At 71.0% G+C, this 15767-nt stretch carries 16 protein-coding genes; 8 read left to right on the top strand and 8 right to left on the bottom strand.

Annotated features, from left to right (window positions below; all coding sequences use genetic code 11):
- Positions 1–100: 100 nt before the first annotated feature.
- Together SSP24_RS30585 and SSP24_RS30580 are read left to right on the top strand one after the other, a co-directional pair.
- A complete protein-coding gene (locus tag SSP24_RS30585) occupies positions 101–478 on the top strand; it encodes a F0F1 ATP synthase subunit epsilon (RefSeq protein ID WP_141313216.1) in 378 nt (125 codons plus the stop codon).
- A 129-nt stretch (positions 479–607) separates the two neighbouring features.
- Positions 608–1054, top strand: a complete 447-nt coding sequence (locus SSP24_RS30580) for a DUF2550 domain-containing protein (protein WP_141313215.1) — start codon at positions 608–610, stop codon at positions 1052–1054.
- 17 nt (positions 1055–1071) lie between these two features.
- Here SSP24_RS30580 and SSP24_RS30575 read toward each other — a convergent pair whose 3' ends face one another.
- The 3 genes from SSP24_RS30575 to SSP24_RS30565 all read right to left on the bottom strand — a co-directional run bounded on the left by SSP24_RS30575 (position 1072) and on the right by SSP24_RS30565 (position 4866).
- On the bottom strand, positions 1072–2901 hold the full coding sequence (locus tag SSP24_RS30575; RefSeq protein WP_141313214.1) for a glycoside hydrolase family 18 chitinase: 1830 nt from the start codon (positions 2899–2901) through the stop codon (positions 1072–1074).
- 139 nt (positions 2902–3040) lie between these two features.
- On the bottom strand, positions 3041–3682 hold the full coding sequence (locus tag SSP24_RS30570) for a response regulator (protein WP_141313213.1): 642 nt from the start codon (positions 3680–3682) through the stop codon (positions 3041–3043).
- A complete protein-coding gene (locus SSP24_RS30565) occupies positions 3679–4866 on the bottom strand; it encodes a sensor histidine kinase (protein ID WP_141313212.1) in 1188 nt (395 codons plus the stop codon). The genes SSP24_RS30570 and SSP24_RS30565 overlap by 4 nt, the downstream gene beginning before the upstream one ends.
- Before the next feature lie 152 nt (positions 4867–5018).
- On the opposite strand from SSP24_RS30565, the gene SSP24_RS30560 reads away from it, so the two are divergent.
- Positions 5019–5645 (top strand): hypothetical protein, encoded by a 627-nt coding sequence (locus SSP24_RS30560; RefSeq protein ID WP_141313211.1) that lies wholly within the window; start codon positions 5019–5021, stop codon positions 5643–5645.
- Here SSP24_RS30560 and SSP24_RS30555 read toward each other — a convergent pair.
- On the bottom strand, positions 5562–6134 hold the full coding sequence (locus SSP24_RS30555) for a cob(I)yrinic acid a,c-diamide adenosyltransferase (protein WP_141313210.1): 573 nt from the start codon (positions 6132–6134) through the stop codon (positions 5562–5564). The genes SSP24_RS30560 and SSP24_RS30555 overlap by 84 nt on opposite strands.
- 144 nt (positions 6135–6278) lie before the next feature.
- Here SSP24_RS30555 and SSP24_RS30550 point away from each other — a divergent pair, with 144 nt between their 5' ends.
- From SSP24_RS30550 to SSP24_RS30540, 3 genes are all read left to right on the top strand, one after another.
- On the top strand, positions 6279–7127 hold the full coding sequence (locus SSP24_RS30550) for a 3-hydroxyacyl-CoA dehydrogenase family protein (RefSeq protein WP_141313209.1): 849 nt from the start codon (positions 6279–6281) through the stop codon (positions 7125–7127).
- Between the two features lie 147 nt (positions 7128–7274).
- Positions 7275–7598, top strand: a complete 324-nt coding sequence (locus SSP24_RS30545; RefSeq protein WP_141313208.1) for an STAS domain-containing protein — start codon at positions 7275–7277, stop codon at positions 7596–7598.
- Between the two features lie 262 nt (positions 7599–7860).
- Entirely contained in the window at positions 7861–10425 is a 2565-nt protein-coding gene (locus tag SSP24_RS30540) for an ATP-binding protein (RefSeq protein ID WP_141313207.1), read from the top strand.
- A 63-nt stretch (positions 10426–10488) separates the two neighbouring features.
- On the opposite strand, the gene nucS is transcribed toward SSP24_RS30540, so the two are convergent.
- Positions 10489–11160 carry an endonuclease NucS gene (gene nucS / locus SSP24_RS30535; RefSeq protein ID WP_141313206.1) on the bottom strand — a complete coding sequence of 224 codons (672 nt, stop codon included), beginning with the start codon at positions 11158–11160 and terminating at the stop codon, positions 10489–10491.
- A 244-nt stretch (positions 11161–11404) separates the two neighbouring features.
- On the opposite strand from nucS, the gene SSP24_RS30530 reads away from it, so the two are divergent.
- Positions 11405–11797: an SCO5389 family protein gene (locus SSP24_RS30530; RefSeq protein ID WP_141313205.1), complete on the top strand. Its 393-nt coding sequence runs from the start codon at positions 11405–11407 to the stop codon at positions 11795–11797.
- Positions 11798–11881: 84 nt separating this feature from the next.
- Here the strand turns inward: SSP24_RS30530 and SSP24_RS30525 are convergent, their stop codons facing one another.
- The gene (locus tag SSP24_RS30525) at positions 11882–12910 is read right to left on the bottom strand and encodes an LLM class flavin-dependent oxidoreductase (protein ID WP_141313204.1); all 1029 of its coding nucleotides are present in this window, start codon (positions 12908–12910) and stop codon (positions 11882–11884) included.
- Positions 12911–13130: 220 nt separating this feature from the next.
- On the opposite strand from SSP24_RS30525, the gene SSP24_RS30520 reads away from it, so the two are divergent.
- A complete protein-coding gene (locus SSP24_RS30520) occupies positions 13131–13472 on the top strand; it encodes an Rv1322 family protein (RefSeq protein ID WP_141313203.1) in 342 nt (113 codons plus the stop codon).
- An 18-nt stretch (positions 13473–13490) separates the two neighbouring features.
- On the opposite strand, the gene SSP24_RS30515 is transcribed toward SSP24_RS30520, so the two are convergent.
- A complete protein-coding gene (locus SSP24_RS30515; RefSeq protein WP_141313202.1) occupies positions 13491–14339 on the bottom strand; it encodes an ABC transporter permease in 849 nt (282 codons plus the stop codon).
- Positions 14336–15643 (bottom strand): ABC transporter ATP-binding protein, encoded by a 1308-nt coding sequence (locus tag SSP24_RS30510; protein ID WP_141313201.1) that lies wholly within the window; start codon positions 15641–15643, stop codon positions 14336–14338. Before SSP24_RS30510 ends, SSP24_RS30515 begins: the two co-directional genes overlap by 4 nt.
- Positions 15644–15767: the final 124 nt, after the last annotated feature.

Genomic DNA, 15767 nt, shown 5'->3' with positions numbered 1-15767 from the left:
GTCGTGAGGGGGCGGGGTCGTCCCGCCCCCTCTGCCACGCCTATTAGACTTGTAACCAACACCCGGCAGAACCGCCGGGTGGTGACCCGAGGAGCCACCCTTGGCTGCTGAGCTGCACGTCGAGCTGGTCGCTGCGGACCGCCAGGTCTGGTCCGGTGAGGCCACCCTGGTCGTCGCGCGCACCACGTCCGGCGACATCGGCGTCATGCCCGGTCACCAGCCGCTGCTCGGTGTGCTGGAGTCGGGCCCGGTGACCATCCGTTCGAGTGAAGGTGGGACGGTCGTCGCCGCGGTGCACGGCGGTTTCATCTCGTTCGCCGACAACAAGCTGTCGCTGCTGGCCGAGGTCGCCGAGCTGGCCGACGAGATCGACGTCAAGCGCGTCGAGCAGGACCTGGAGCGCGCGAAGGCGGAGGACGACGCCGAGGCCCAGCGCCGCGCGGACGTCCGACTTCGTGCGGCGTCGGCGGCACGTTGACCGACACCGCCGTGCGATGACGTCACTCAGCCGCGGTCGGCACCGGAGCAATCCGGAGCTGACCGCGGCTGAGGCAGATATGGGTGTTTTTTCCGTTCCGTTACCTAGGAGACGAGGAGGTCGGTGTCGATGGTCCTCGCTCTGACTGTGTGCGGAATTGTCGTCGCCCTGGTGGTGCTGGGGCTGTTCGTCTTCGGCCTGCGCCGCAGGCTCATCCAGCGCTCCGGCGGCACCTTCGACTGCTCCCTGCGCTGGGACGTCCCCGAGAAACCCGACACCGGCGGCAAGGGCTGGGCCTACGGCGTGGCTCGCTACAACGGCGACCGTGTGGAGTGGTACCGCGTCTTCTCCTACGCCCCCCGCCCGCGCCGCATTCTGGAGCGCTCCGCGATCGAGGTGGCCGGCCGCCGGCTCCCCGAGGGCGAGGAGGAGCTGGCGCTGCTCTCCGACGCGGTGATCCTCGCCTGTCTGCACCGGGGCACGCGTCTCGAACTCGCCATGAGCGAAGACGCGCTGACCGGTTTCCTCGCGTGGCTTGAGGCAGCCCCGCCCGGTCAGCGCGTCAATGTCGCTTAGGCCTTGCTCAACAAGGGCTAGTTCAGCCCGTTGCTGATGGCGTTCACCAGTTCACCGTTGCTGGTGTCACCGCTGAACTCCCAGAAGAACGCGCCGCCCAGGCCCTGGTTCTTGGCCCAGGTCATCTTCCCGGCGATCGTCGACGGGGTGTCGTACGACCACCAGTTGCTGCCGCAGTGCGCGTACGCGGTGCCGGCGACGGTGCCGGTGACCGGGCAGGAGTTCTTGAGCACCTTGTAGTCCTCGATGCCCGCCTCGTACGTGCCGGGGGCCGCGCCGGTCGCCGTGCCGCCGGGGGCGGACTGGGTGACGCCGGTCCAGCCGCGGCCGTAGAAGCCGATGCCGAGCAGCAGCTTGGCGGAGGGGACTCCCTTGGCCTTGAGCTTGGCGATCGCGTCCGCGGAGTTGAAGCCCGCGGTCGGGATGCCGGGGTAGGAGGTGAGCGGCGAGTGCGGGGCGGTCGGGCCGGTGGTGGCCCAGGCGCCGAAGTAGTCGTACGTCATCACGTTGTACCAGTCGAGGTACTGGGCGGCGCCGCCGTAGTCGGCCGCGTCGAGCTTGCCGCCTGAGGAGCCGTCGGCGGTGATGGCCGCGGTGACCAGATAGTTCGAGCCGAATTCGGCACGCAGGGCCTGCGTCAGGTTCCTAAACGCCGCCGGACCCGAGGTGTCGCAGGTCAGGCCGCAGGCGTTCGGGTACTCCCAGTCGATGTCGATGCCGTCGAAGACGTCGGCCCAGCGCGGGTCCTCCACGACGGCCTTGCAGGACTTGGCGAACGCGGCCGGGTTCTGCGCGGCCTGGCCGAAGCCGCCGGAGTAGGTCCAGCCGCCGAACGACCACAGCACCTTGATGTGCGGGTACTTGGCCTTCAGCTGGCGCAGCTGGTTGAAGTTGCCGCGCAGCGGCTGGTCCCAGGTGTCGGCGACGCCGCTGACGGACTGGTCGGCGGTGTAGGCCTTGTCGGTGGCGGCGTAGGCGTCGTCGAGCACGCACTGGCCGTTCTTGACGTTGCCGAACGCGTAGTTGATGTGCGTGATCTTGGACGCGGAGCCCGACGTCACCAGGTTCTTGACGTGGTAGTTACGGCCGTAGACGCCCCACTCGGTGAAGTAGCCGAGGTTGATCTTCTCCCCGGGCTGCGGGCCGGGGTCGGTGCCGCCGCCGGTGGTGCGGACCGCGCGGGCGCCGGAGACCGGGCCGGTCTGGTCGGCGGTGTCGCGGGCCTGGACGGTGTAGGAGTAGTCGGTGCCGGCGGTCAGGCCGGTGTCCGTGTAGGTCGTGCCGGTGACGGTGGCGATCTTGGTGCCGCCGCGCAGCACGTCGTAGTTCTTGATGCCGTTGTCGTCGGTGGCGGCGCTCCAGGTGAGCCTCACCGAGGTGTCGGTGATGTCGGAGGCGGAGGGGGTGCCCGGGGCGCTCGGCGGGTTGTCGCCGGGGACCGAGCCGCCGCCGTCACAGCTGCCGCCGTTCAGCTTGCAGTTGGCCGGGGCTCCGGAGCCGGTGCCGTTGAAGCCGAAGGAGACGGAGGCGCCGGGGGCGAGTGTGCCGTTCCAGGACTTGTTCTTGGCGGTCCAGTGGGTGCCGGAGGAGGTGACGTCGGCGTCCCAGGCGGAGGTGACGGACGTACCGGAGGGGAAGTCCCACTCCACGGTCCAGGAGTTGATGGTGGTGGTGCCGGTGTTCTTGACGGTCCACTTGCCTTCGAAGCCGGTGCCCCAGTCCTGGGTCTTGGCGTAGGTGGCGGTGGCTTCGGTGGCTGCTTGGGCGGGACTGGCGAGACCGACCAGACCGGCCAGCGGGAGCAGCAGGGTCGCGAATCCTGCCACGGCTCTGTGTCTGAAGCGCATGCTGCGCCTCCTTGGTTGTCGGGGGCATGACTGAGCCATCAGGCCCACAGTGCCGCGAGAATAGAAAGGTCTGGACCACAGGTCAATAGGTCTGGACCACTACCCCATATGTCCGCCGGATCAGTCGCCGGATCAGGCGCTAGATCCCCAACTCCTGCGCCAGTACCGCGGCTTGCACCCGGCTGCGCAGCTCCAGCTTCCCCAGCAACCGGCTGACGTGCGTCTTCACCGTCGCCTCCGCCATGTCGAGGCGGGTCGCGATATCGGCGTTGGACAGCCCCTCGCCGAGACAGGACAGCACCTCGCGCTCCCGCCGGGTGAGGGTGTCCAGAACCGAAGGGTCGGCCTTCGGCTCCCGTACCGGCTTGGCGGCGAACTCGGCGATCAGTCGGCGCGTGACCGCCGGTGAGATCAGGCCCTCGCCGCGCGCCACCGTCCGTACCGCCTCCAGCAGATCCTTCGCGTCCGTGTTCTTCAGCAGGAACCCGGACGCGCCCGCACGCAGCGCGCCGAACACATACTCGTCGAGGTCGAAAGTGGTCAGCACGAGGACATCGGCCAGCCCCTCCGCCACCACCTGCCGGGTCGCCGACACCCCGTCCAGACGCGGCATCTGAATGTCCATCAGCACCAGATCCGGCCGCAGTTCGCGAGCCTGCGCCACCGCCTGCTCGCCGTCGGACGCCTCCCCGACCACCTCGATGTCGGGCGCGCTGCGCAGGATGAGCACGAGCCCGGCGCGCACGGCGGACTGGTCCTCGGCGACGAGCACGCGGATCATTCGGTCTCTCCTTCGGTGACGGGGAGGGTGGCCCGTACGGCCCAGATCTTGCCTTCGGGTGAGTCCTCCGGCGCCGCCTCGAAGCGGCCGTCCAGCAGGGCGGCCCGCTCCCGCATCCCGACCAGCCCCGCCCCGGAGCCGGGTGCCCGGGGCCCGTCCCGGTCGCCGTACGGGCTGGTCACCGTGATGTCCAGCGAGCCGTCCCGCTGCCGCAGCGCGACCGTGACCCGGCCGGGACCGGCGTGCTTGAGGGCGTTGGTGAGGGACTCCTGCACGATCCGGTACGCCGCGAGCTCCACCGGCGCGGGCAGCCCCTCGCCGTGCTCGGCGGCGAGGGTGACGTCGAGGCCGTTGGCGCGCGCGGTGTCGACGAGGGCGCCGAGACCGTCGAGGGTGGGGGCGACGGCCGGTTCCGTGTCGCCGCTGGAGTCCCGCAGCAGCCCGATCAGCCGGCGCATCTCCGCGAGCCCCTCGACGCTGTTCTCACGGATGACGCCGAGGGCCTCCTTCGAGGTCGCGGGGTTGTCCAGGGAGAGCGCGGCCGTGGAGTGGATGGCGATCGCGGAGAGATGGTTGGCGACCATGTCGTGCAACTCGCGTGCCATCCGGGCGCGTTCGGCGGTGACGGCCTGGGCGCGGTCCATCTCGGCGAGCAGCGCGGTCTGCTCGGCGCGCAGCCGGGCGGCGTCGGCGGCCTCGCGGTGGTTGCGCACGATCAGGCCGGTGCTGGCGGGCCCGAAGGCGACGACGCCGGTGGCGACGCCGATCAGCAGAGCCTCCGGCTCCCGCCACGCCGCGAACGGCACGACGGTGGCGATCACCGTGAGCATGCCGGTGACCCACGGGATGCGGCGGGCCGCGGCGGGCGTGCCGTACAGCACGGCGGCGTACATGACGTCGGTGAACATCAGGACGGTGACCAGACTGCCCTGTGTGAGCAGGTCCGCCACGATCGCGACCGTGGCGACCGGCAGCGCGACGCGGGGCGCGGCCCGGCGCAGCAGCTCGCAGCCGGCCATCACGGCGAGCGGCAGCAGGATCGGCCAGGGACCGGCGAACAGTACGTTCGGCTCACCCTTCGGCCGCATGGCGAGTCCGATGCCCCACAGCAGCAGTCCGCCCAGCAGGCCCGCCAGCGCGACGCGCGCGTCGAACGGGTGCGGGCGGGGGAGTCGTACGGCCATGCCACCATCCAACACGGCGTGGTGTCCCGGCGCCTGATCCAGGGGAATGGTCCGCGACTGCATCTTTCGATGTACCGCGACTTCCTCACCGCCGACGACGAATCGGCGCGGCCGCGACGGGAGCCTTGAGGGGTGACCGAGAGGAGTGTGCCGTGATCGTCGCGCTGATCATCGTCTGCGAGGTCGGCTTCTGGGTGCTGCTGGCCGCGGGGCTGTTCTTCCGCTACGTGCTGCGGATGCGCCGTACGGGGCTGGGCATGCTGTTGCTCGAACCGCTGCTGGAGGTCGTCCTGCTGGTCGCCACCGCGATCGACCTCAAGAACGGCGCCGACCCGAGCTGGAAGCACGGCCTGGCTGCCCTTTACATCGGCTACACCGTCGGTCACGGCCACCGCACGGTGAAGTGGCTCGACGGCCACGCCGCCCACCGCTTCGGCGGCGCCGCGCCGCCCGTGAAGCCGCCCCGCTACGGGATGGCCCGCGCCCGGCACGAGGGCAGGGTCTGGCTCGGTTCGGTCGTCGGCGCGGCGGTGGCGAGCGTGCTGCTGCTGATCGCCGTGTGGTACGTGGACGACCCGAGCCGCACCGGCTCCCTGGAGAGCTGGATCTTCACCGCCTGGCGCGCGGCCGGCATCCACGGCCTGGTCGCCCTGTCGTACGCCATCTGGCCGAAGAAGGCGCCCCGCGAGGAGGCCTCAGCGCTCCCCGCCCGGGACCCAGAGCACGTCACCGACGTCCTTGTTGGCCGTCCTGGCCAGGATGAAAAGCAGGTCCGATAGCCGGTTGAGGTAGGTGGCCGTCAGAGGGTTCATGGTCTCCCCGTGGACCTCCAGGGCCGCCCACGTCGAGCGTTCCGCCCGGCGTACGACCGTGCAGGCCTGGTGGAGCAGGGCGGCGCCCGGGGTGCCGCCCGGCAGGATGAAGGAGCGCAGCTTCTCCAGCCGCTCGTTGAAGCGGTCGCAGTCCGCCTCCAGACGGTCGATGTAGAACTGCTCGACCCTCAGCGGCGGGAACTGGGGCTGCTCCACCACCGGCGTCGACAGGTCCGCACCCACGTCGAACAGGTCGTTCTGGACGCGAGTGAGGACCTTGACGATCTCCGTGTCGAGGTTGCCCAGCGCGATCGCCGTGCCGATCACCGCGTTGGCCTCGTTGGCGTCCGCGTAGGCCGAGATCCGCAGATCGGTCTTGGCGACCCGGCTCATGTCACCGAGAGCGGTGGTGCCCTGGTCGCCGGTGCGGGTGTAGATGCGCGTCAGATTGACCATGAGGCCAATCTAGACGTTCACTTCGTGACAGGGGTCTCACTTGCTGAGACGTGAAACGCGTTACTAAGTCAGTCACACCGGCCCTCACGAGCGCTAGTGTCCGCCCGAGAGAAGAACGACAGCGCGTATCAGGGGAGTCGTCAAGTGGCACGGAAGCTCGCCGTCATCGGGGCCGGTCTCATGGGTTCCGGCATCGCCCAGGTCTCCGCCCAGGCGGGCTGGGACGTCGTCCTGCGCGACGTCACCGACGAGGCGCTGACCCGTGGCACCGACGGCATCAAGGCCTCGTACGACAAGTTCGTCAGCAAGGGCAAGCTTGCATCGCAGGACGCCGAGGCCGCCCTCGCCCGGATCACCACGACCACTGACCTGGACGCGGCCGCCGAAGCGGACATCGTCGTCGAGGCCGTCTTCGAGAAGCTGGACGTCAAGCACGAGATCTTCCGCACCCTCGACAAGATCGTGCGCCCGGACACCGTGCTCGCCTCCAACACCTCCGCCATCCCGATCACCAAGATCGCGGCCGCGACGGAGCACCCGGAGCGGGTCGTCGGCACGCACTTCTTCTCGCCGGTGCCGATGATGCAGCTGTGCGAGCTGGTGCGCGGTTACAAGACGAGTGACCAGACCCTCGCCACCGCACGGGAGTTCGCCGAGTCGGTCGGCAAGACCTGCATCGTCGTCAACCGCGACGTGGCCGGCTTCGTCACCACCCGGCTCATCTCGGCGCTCGTCGTCGAGGCGGCCAAGCTGTACGAGTCGGGCGTCGCCTCGGCCGAGGACATCGACCTCGCCTGCAAGCTGGGCTTCGGTCACGCCATGGGCCCGCTGGCCACGGCCGACCTCACCGGCGTCGACATCCTGCTGCACGCCACGAGCAACATCTACACCGAGACCCAGGACGAGAAGTTCGCTCCGCCGGAGCTGATGCGCCGGATGGTTGACGCCGGTGACATCGGACGCAAGAGCGGGCAGGGCTTCTACAAGCACTGAAGCGGCGGGCACGCCCCTGAGACATCACACCTAGGGGTGAATTCGGTATCGGTTCGCTTACAACCAGCAACCGCGCCGCCACAGAAGCAGTCAGACGTTGCACAGCCACCGTCTTGGAGTACGTCACCGCACTCACGGGGAGCGCATATGCACATCAGGGGCGACCACGCCGAGGTGGTCGTCGGGGGCCGCCTCGACGTCCGCAGCGCGGCGGACGCCCGTACGGTCCTGCACTCGGCCGTCGACGACGGAGACGGCGACCTCGTCCTCGACCTGTCCGAACTGGACTCGTGGGACGCCACCGGACTCGGGGTCATCATGGGTGCCCACCGGCGGGCAGGCCGCTGCGGCCGACGCCTGGTGCTGCGCGGCGTACCCCCGCAGATGCAGCGCCTGCTGGTGGCCACCCGGCTGCACCGGATCCTGGCGATCGAGGGCGGCATCGGCGTGGAGTCCCTGCCCCGGGTGTGACACCTCGACCGGGGGTGTCACCAGGGCCGGGGAGACCGGGCGGCTCGCGGCGAAACGCCCGACGCACGCAATCCTCACGAGACCGTGACGTCTCGGACCGGGTGGCACCCCGGACTGTCGTAGATACTGAGCGAAGGTTTAGGGTTCGGTCGCCCGCGTCTGATCGACCCTCGTGCGGGCCCGGACCAGAAGCGACAGCGCGGTGTGCGGCAAGGCCGGGAGGGCACTCGACGCACCCGACGCTTTTGGGGGGCTTGAACCTATGGACCCGAACAACCGGGGACCCGAGGAGTACGGCCATGACGGTGACGGCAACCCGCCGCGCCAGCGCCCACCCAGGGACTCCCTCACCTCCGACTTCGGCCAGCCCGCGCCCGCACTCGCCCGCACGGTGCAGCTGGTCTCCGGTGACTTCCTGCTCACCGTCAACCCCGTCGACGGCAGCGAGATAGAGCTCTGCCCGCCCGGCGAACGCCCCGGCACACCCGACAAACTGACCCCGGCCCAACGCGCTGAGGTGGAACGCGCCGCCGCCCCACCGGTCCCGCCCGGCCCGAGCCGCCCCACCCTGCCGCTCCTCGGCCGCCAGGACGAACGCGAGCGTCTGGTACGGCTGCTCGCCCGCGGCCGCTCCGTGCGCCTGACCGGCCCCGGCGGCTCCGGCCGCACCACCCTCCTCGACACCGTCGCCGAGGACTGCTCCGACCTCGCCCCCGACGGCGTCGTCCGCCTGACCGGTTTCCACCGCACCACGACCGATCTGCTCCACGACCTGTTCTACGCCGTTCACAGCGCGCCCCTGCACCGCCCGGAACGGGACGAACTGCTCGCATGTGTCCGGCAGATCGGCGCGGTCGTCGTGCTCGACGACATCGAGTTCGGCGGCGCAGCGCTCGACGAGCTGCTGGATGCCACCCCCGAGTGCGCCTTCCTCATCTCCGCCACCCCGGACGTGCCCGCGCCGTCCGCCGAGTCGGCCATCGAGGAGGTCTTCCTCGACGGCCTCGACCGTGCCGGCGGCCTGGAGCTGCTGGAGTACGCCGTGGGCCGGCCGCTCACCGAGGACGAGGCCAACTGGGCCGGCGACCTCTGGTTCGAGTCCGAGGGCCTGCCGCTGCGGTTCGTCCAGGCCGGCGCCCTGCTCCGGCAGCGCGACCGGCTGCGCGCCGGCGCCGACGCGCTCGACGAGTTCGGCGTCTTCCAGGACGTCCCGGTCGACGAGCCCCTCGACGCCGTCCCCGGCCCGCCCGTCGGCGCCGACATCCCCCTGCCCTCGCTCGCCGAGGGAGCCGCGCCCGCCGCGCTGCTCGCCTCCCGGCTCAGCGCGTCCGCCCGCGCCACCCTGCGGATCGCCGTGGCGCTCGGCGGCGAGGTGCCCCACCAGGCTCATCTGCCCGCCCTTGTCGGCGACACCCACGCGGACGCCGCGCTGGGCGAGTTGCTCGGCAGCGCGCTGGTCTCACCGGTCGGCTCCCGCTACCGGCTCGCCGCCGGCGTGCAGACCCAGCTGGAGGCCGCCGGATACGCCGACGACCCCGAGGGCCACGCCCTGACCGCCGCCAAGCACTACGCCTGGTGGGCCGGACACCCCTCGGTCACCCCGGAGCGCGTGTGCGCCGAGGCGGACGCCCTGCTCACCGCGCTGGGTGTGCTCGTACCGGCGACGACCGCGCCCGCCGAGGGCGAGGAGAGCCCCACCGTCCAGCTGGCCCGCACCGCCGCGCCCGCGTTCGCCGCCGGACTGCACTGGAGCGCCTGGGAACGGGCGCTGCGCGCCGGCGCCGAGGCCGCGAGGCTCGCCGGGGACGTCGCCGAACAGGCCTACTTCCACCACGAGCTGGGCATCCTCGCGCTCTGCGAGGGACGGCTCGACCGGGCCCGCGCCGAACTGGAGGCCTCCATCGGGCTGCGCGGCGCCCTCGCCGACAAGCGCGGCACCGTGGCCGGCCGCCGCGCCCTCGCCCTGGTGACCGACCGGGAGGGCACGACACCGGGCGTCGCGGCGACGCTCGCGCTCGGCGCCACCGCCGGTGAGGAGGTGCCCGACGCCCGCCACGAGGAGTCGGCCTCGCCGCCCGGCGGAGTCCCGGCGGCCGTGGCGGAGTTCCCGCCGCTGCAACGGCCCGACAGCGCCCCGGAGCTCATCACCCACCGCTCCACGCCCGGAGCCCCGTCCGGACGCGTGAAGGGCGGCGGCCTGCGCGGCCTCGCCCGGCGCAACCTCGTCGCGGCCGGCGCGGGCGCGCTGCTCGTGGCGGTGCTCGGTACGGTTGTGACGCTCGGCGCCACCTCCAACAACGACGCCGACAGCCCCTCCGACCACGTCGGCGTCAATCCGTCCGCCAGCCAGGGCCCCGGCGACGACAGCCTCGGCGCGGACCAGGCCGACCAGGACGACGACGGCGACACGGCCGGGGCGACCAGCAGCCCGACGGATCCGGGCCCCGACGGCACGCCCGGTACGACGGACGATCCGACGCCGGTGGACCCGGGGGCGGGGGGTTCGGGGGCGGGGGAGCCGTCGGACGAGCCGAGTGGGACGCAGAACCCGGGTGGGGGCGGTTCCGTGGACTCGCCGTCGCCGTCGGCCACGAAGCCGCCGTGGTCGCCCAAGCCCCCGAGCGCGACGTCCAAGCCCCCGACTGAGACCTCCGAACCGCCTACCGAGACCTCGCAGCCGCCGACGGAGACGTCTGAACCGCCGACGGAGTCGCCCTCGACCTCCAACACCGCCAGCTCCCCCATCGAATCCAGCACCACGGCCAGCGCCCCGGAATCCAGCGCCGCAGGCACCCCCAGCAGCTCGCAATCGCAAGAGGTGATCTGAGGCCGTTGCAGCACAAGAGGGCCGGGTCCGAACCAACGGACCCGGCCCTCACCGCCGTACGCCTCAGAACAACCGCAACTTGTCGTCCTCAATGCCGCGCAGGGCGTCGTAATCCAGCACCTGGCACCCGATCCCCCGATCCGTCGCCAGCACGCGAGCCTGCGGCTTGATCTCCTGGGCGGCGAAGATGCCACGGACGGGCGCCAGATGGGGATCGCGGTTGAGCAGTTCCAGATAGCGCGTGAGCTGCTCCACACCGTCGATCTCGCCGCGTCGCTTGATCTCGACCGCGACGGTCTGGCCCTCGGTATCCCGGCACAGGATGTCGACCGGCCCGATGGCCGTCATGTACTCGCGGCGGATCAGCGTGTAGCCCTCGCCGAGGGTCTCGATGCGGTCGGCGAGCAGTTCCTGCAGGTGTGCTTCCACGCCGTCCTTGATCAGGCCGGGGTCGACGCCCAGTTCGTGCGTGGAGTCGTGCAGGACCTCTTCCATCGTGATGATCAGCTTCTCGCCCGCCTTGTTGACGACGGTCCAGACTCCGGCCTCCTCGCCGGTCCCCTCCTTCAGCGTGCAGGGCGGCGACATCCAGTTCAGGGGCTTGTAGGCCCGGTCGTCCGCGTGGATCGAGACGCTGCCGTCCGCCTTCACCAGGATCAGACGGGGTGCGGTCGGGAGGTGGGCGGTGAGCCGGCCCGCGTAGTCGACGGAGCATCGGGCAATGACGAGACGCATGGTCGGCAACGCTACTCGACGGGCTGGTGTGCACGCGATTCGCCCTGGAAAACCCGTGTTCATTAGTGGCCGATTGTGTGCCTATTGGGATCTACCTGTATGCGCATTCTTCTGGTGCGGTCACCGTCGGTTGCCTACCGTATTAAACGGGAGGTCGCGAACTGTGTACCCAGCGTGTTCGCTTTCGCGTGCTCCCACATCTGTCCGGCAACCCCTGCTGGTTGGGGGTGCGAGAGGAGAACCCATGTCGCTCGACGTCTCACCGGCCCTACTCGAACAGGCCGAGCGAGGCGAGGTCGACGAAGCTGACTTCGTCGACTGCGTCCGGACCTCCCTGCCCTACGCATGGGAGATGATCAGCTCCCTGGTGGCCCAGCTGAAGGTGGACGGCGGAGAGTTCGCCGACAACCAGACGCCCCCGCCGGACGAGCAGGCACGCGGTCAGCTGCTGCGTGCGCTCGCGAGTGACGCCATCCGCGGTGCGCTGCAGCGGCACTTCGGTGTGCGGCTGGCCTTCCAGAACTGCCACCGCGTGGCGGTGTTCCCGCTGGACGCCTCGGCGGACGAGAGGCTGGCCCGCTTCACCTCGATCCGCGGCCAGCTGCTGAACCAGTCCCCGGAGCTGCGGGACTGCTGAGGCGGTGAACCGCTTGCTTGCCGCTCCGTACGCGGGAGGTGCGATCTGTACCGGAGCGGCAAGCCTCCCGCGCGGTGGGGCCGTTCACGTCAGCTGGGGCAGCACCTCGGCGCCCAGCCGCCGTACGTTCTCCTCCGTCGCCACCAGATCGCCGGAGCCCTCGACGAGCAGGGCGAAGCGGGAGACTCCCGTGCGTTCGCTGGTCGCCGCCAGCCGGTCGGCGCACAGCCGCGGGGTGCCCACCGGGTGCAGCCCGCAGAGCAGTTCGGTGTACGCCAGCGGATCGCGCATCCGGCGCTCCCGGCCGTCCACCGTGACATGGGCGTCGAGCCCCTGCTTCAGCCATCCCGGCATCGCCTTCAGCAGCGTCTCCGCCGCGTCGGTGCGCCGGTCCGCGATCTGGCAGACGCCGGCCGACACATGGGCAGCGCCGCGGATCTCCTCCGCCGACCGCCCCACCGCGCGCGCGTGCTGCCGCCACAGGGCGACCATCTCGGCCTTTTCCTCGTCCCCGACGTGCATGCCGAGCAGCATGGACAGCCCGCGCTCGGCGGCCATCCGCACACTCGCCGGGGACGTGCATGCGACGAGCACCTCAGGCCCCTCGGCCTCCGTCAGACTCTCCGACGGCCTTGGTACGACGGGGACTTCACGGAAGGCGAAGCGGCCGCCGGGGCCCGCCACCGCCGGTTCGCGCAGCCAGCGCATGAGCAGATCGAGTGATTCGGGGTACTCCTTCTCGTACGCCTCCAGCCCGGCGCCGAACACCTCCAGGTCCACCCACGGGCCGCCGCGGCCGACGCCCAGCGTGAGGCGGCCGCCGCTCGTCACATGCAGTAGCGCGGCCTGCTCGCCGAGCGCGACCGGGTGGGTGGTGGGCAGCACGCTGACCGCCGTACCGACCCGGATGCGGCGGGTGCGGCCGAGCACTAAGGCGGCCAGTGTGATCGCCGACGGGCAGGTGCCGTACGGCACGAAGTGGTGCTCGGCCAGCCACACCGAGTCGAGCCCCGCCTCCTCGGTGACCTCCGCCGAGCGGACCGCGCGGTACAGCGCCTCCCCCTGGCCCTGACCCGGGAACTGGGCCGCCAACACGAACGTTCCTACGCGCATTGCTCTTCCTGCTTCCTTGGCTCCGACACGGAGCTCCCCCACTCGGCATAACCGTCTGACACGTGCCGAGGACACGGCCTGGCGAAGGGATTTGCGGATTGTCGGCAGAATGAACGGTCCGAGAGGGGGACTTGTGAGGTTCGCCGCTTTCCGCGTACCCCTCTCCGGGCCGCGTAGGCTGGATGCGACCCGGTTCCTGTATAGCTCCGTGAGGTGTCCCGTGTCCCCGCGTCGCAACCGTCCGAAGGGCCCGAAGGCCACAGGCTCGTCAGGCCGGAGCGCCGAGGACGACCGTTCGGGCCGCTACGGGGGCTGGCAGTCCACGGAGGACTGGCAGGGCGAGGACTGGAGTGTGCGCCATGTGGCCGGGGCCAGTTCCGAGGGCAAGACGTACCGCTGCCCCGGCTGCGACCAGCTGATTCCGTCCGCCGTACCGCACGTGGTGGCCTGGCCCGCGCACGCGGGCGTCGACGACCGCCGGCACTGGCACAAGGCGTGCTGGAACGCACGGGACCGCCGCACCACGCGGGTGCAGCGGTCCCGTAACTCGCCGAAGTTCTAGGACATTCGGTCCTGTGTGCTACACGTCCCGCTTCTCCAGCAGGGCGTAGGCGCCGGCGAACGCGGCGGCCGTGACACCGAGCATGATCCACAGCGGGTCCCAGCCGGACGGGCCGGACTCGGACAGCGAGTTGGCGTAGAAGATGCTCAGCTGGTTCGGGATCGAGTACTCGAACAGCGCCTGGCGCAGGTCCTCCAGCGAGGACGCGAACATGAACATCGCGATGACCAGCGGGGCGAGCACCGCGGCGATCATGATGGTGATGGCGCCCGCCGAGTGCCGGACGATGGAGCCGACGACGAGCGAGAGCAGCCCGAGCAGCGCGATGTAGAGCGAGATGCCGACGGTCCCCTTCAGCCACTCCCCGCCCGACGGCTCCCGCGCGTCGCTGAGCATGCCGACCTGGGCGAAGGCGACGAAGCCGGCGGAGACCAGCGTGACCACGAACGCGACCGAGAAGAACACGATCGCCTTCGCCACGAGCACCCGCCCGCGCGTGGGGCAGGCGGTCATCGTCGTCCGGATCATCCCGGTGCCGTACTCGGACGCCGTGGTCAGCACGCCCAGCGTGATGATGCACATGCTGCCGAGCAGCAGCCCGAAGAAGCCGAGGGACAGCGGGTTCTCGCCGCCGAGCTCCGCCTCCGAGGAGTTCGCGACCAGCGCGCCGGCGAGCAGTCCGATGCCGACGACGAGCAGGACGAACACGCCCAGCGTCCACATCGTGGAGCGCACCGACTTGATCTTCGTCCACTCCGAGGCGAGCGCGTGCCCGAGGTGCGTGCGGACGACGGGGATCGGCGAGCTGTAACCGGCGTACGGCGCGCCGGGCGCGGCCTGCTGCATGGGGGGCTGGGGCGTGCTCATCGGGCGTCCTCGGGCTTGGTCTCGTCGGGGGAGGAGGCGGGGGACTGGGCAGTGGGCGCGGCGGCCGGGGGCTGCGCCTGCGGGGCGGCGGCCGGGGCGGCGGGCGCGGGCTGGGCGGCGGGCGCCTGCGGGGCGGCCTGGGCGGCCGTCTGCGGGCCCGGCTGGGCGTACGGATTGGCCTGGGCCGCCTCGGGCGCGCCGGGCGCGGAGGGAGCGCCGTACGGCCCCGGAGGCACCGCCCCCGGCTGCCCCTGCGGCATCGCGAACGGCTGCCCGCCCTGCTGGGGCGGCGGCGGGGCGTACCAGCCCGGCTGGCCCTGACCCGGCACCGGCAGCGGCGGCTGCGCGCCCGGCGGCAGCGGCTGCTGCAGCCCGGCCTTCTGGTCGACGGTCGAGCGGTAGTCGACGGCGGCCTGCGTCATCCGCATGTAGGCCTCCTCCAGCGAGGCCTGATGCGGGGACAGCTCCCACAGCCGTACGTCCGTTTCGTGCGCGATGTCGCTGATACGCGGCAGCGGCAGCCCGGTCACCCGCAGCGCGCCGTCCTGCTCGGGCAGTACGTGACCGCCCGCCTCGGCGAGCGCGGACGCCAGCTTCTCGCGCAGCTGCGGCTCGGTGTCGGGCGTGCGCACGCGCGCGAAACCGGCGGAGTTCGCGGCGATGAAGTCCTTGACGCTCATGTCGGCGAGCAGCTGCCCGCGCCCGATGACGATCAGGTGGTCGGCGGTCAGCGCCATCTCGCTCATCAGGTGCGAGGAGACGAAGACGGTACGGCCCTCCGCCGCGAGCGCCTTCATCAGGTTGCGCACCCAGAGGATGCCCTCGGGGTCGAGGCCGTTGACCGGCTCGTCGAACAGCAGCACCTGCGGGTCGCCGAGCAGCGCGGCGGCGATGCCGAGCCGCTGGCCCATACCGAGGGAGAAGCCCTTGGAGCGCCGCTTGGCCACGTCCTGCAGGCCCACCACGCCGAGCACCTCGTCGACCCGCCGGGCCGGGATGCCGGACAGCTGGGCCAGGGACAGCAGGTGGTTGCGGGCGGCCCGGCCGCCGTGCACCGCCTTGGCGTCCAGCAGGGCGCCGACCTGGCGGGGCGCGTTCGGCAGTTTGCGGTAGGGGTAGCCGCCGATGGTCACCCGTCCCGCCGTCGGATTGTCCAGCCCGAGGATCATCCGCATCGTCGTCGACTTTCCCGAGCCGTTCGGCCCGAGGAAGCCGGTGACGGCCCCGGGCCGCACCTGGAAGGAAAGGTTGTACACAGCGGTCTTGTCGCCGTAGCGCTTGGTCAGGCCGACTGCCTCGATCATGCTCCGCACCCATCGAAAGGTTCAGGACAGCGGGGCACACGCCCCCCGTAAGGGTTAGGAGGATACCGAGGCGCTGACGGTTCCCTCCAAGACCGGGTAAAAACGCAGACGGCCGGGGCCTGTC

The sequence above is a fragment of the Streptomyces spinoverrucosus genome (genome assembly GCF_006539505.1).
GTDB classification, from domain to species: Bacteria; Actinomycetota; Actinomycetes; order Streptomycetales; family Streptomycetaceae; genus Streptomyces; species Streptomyces spinoverrucosus.
Note: the sequence above shows the minus strand (reverse complement) of the source record. Positions and strands in the feature narration are given on the sequence as shown.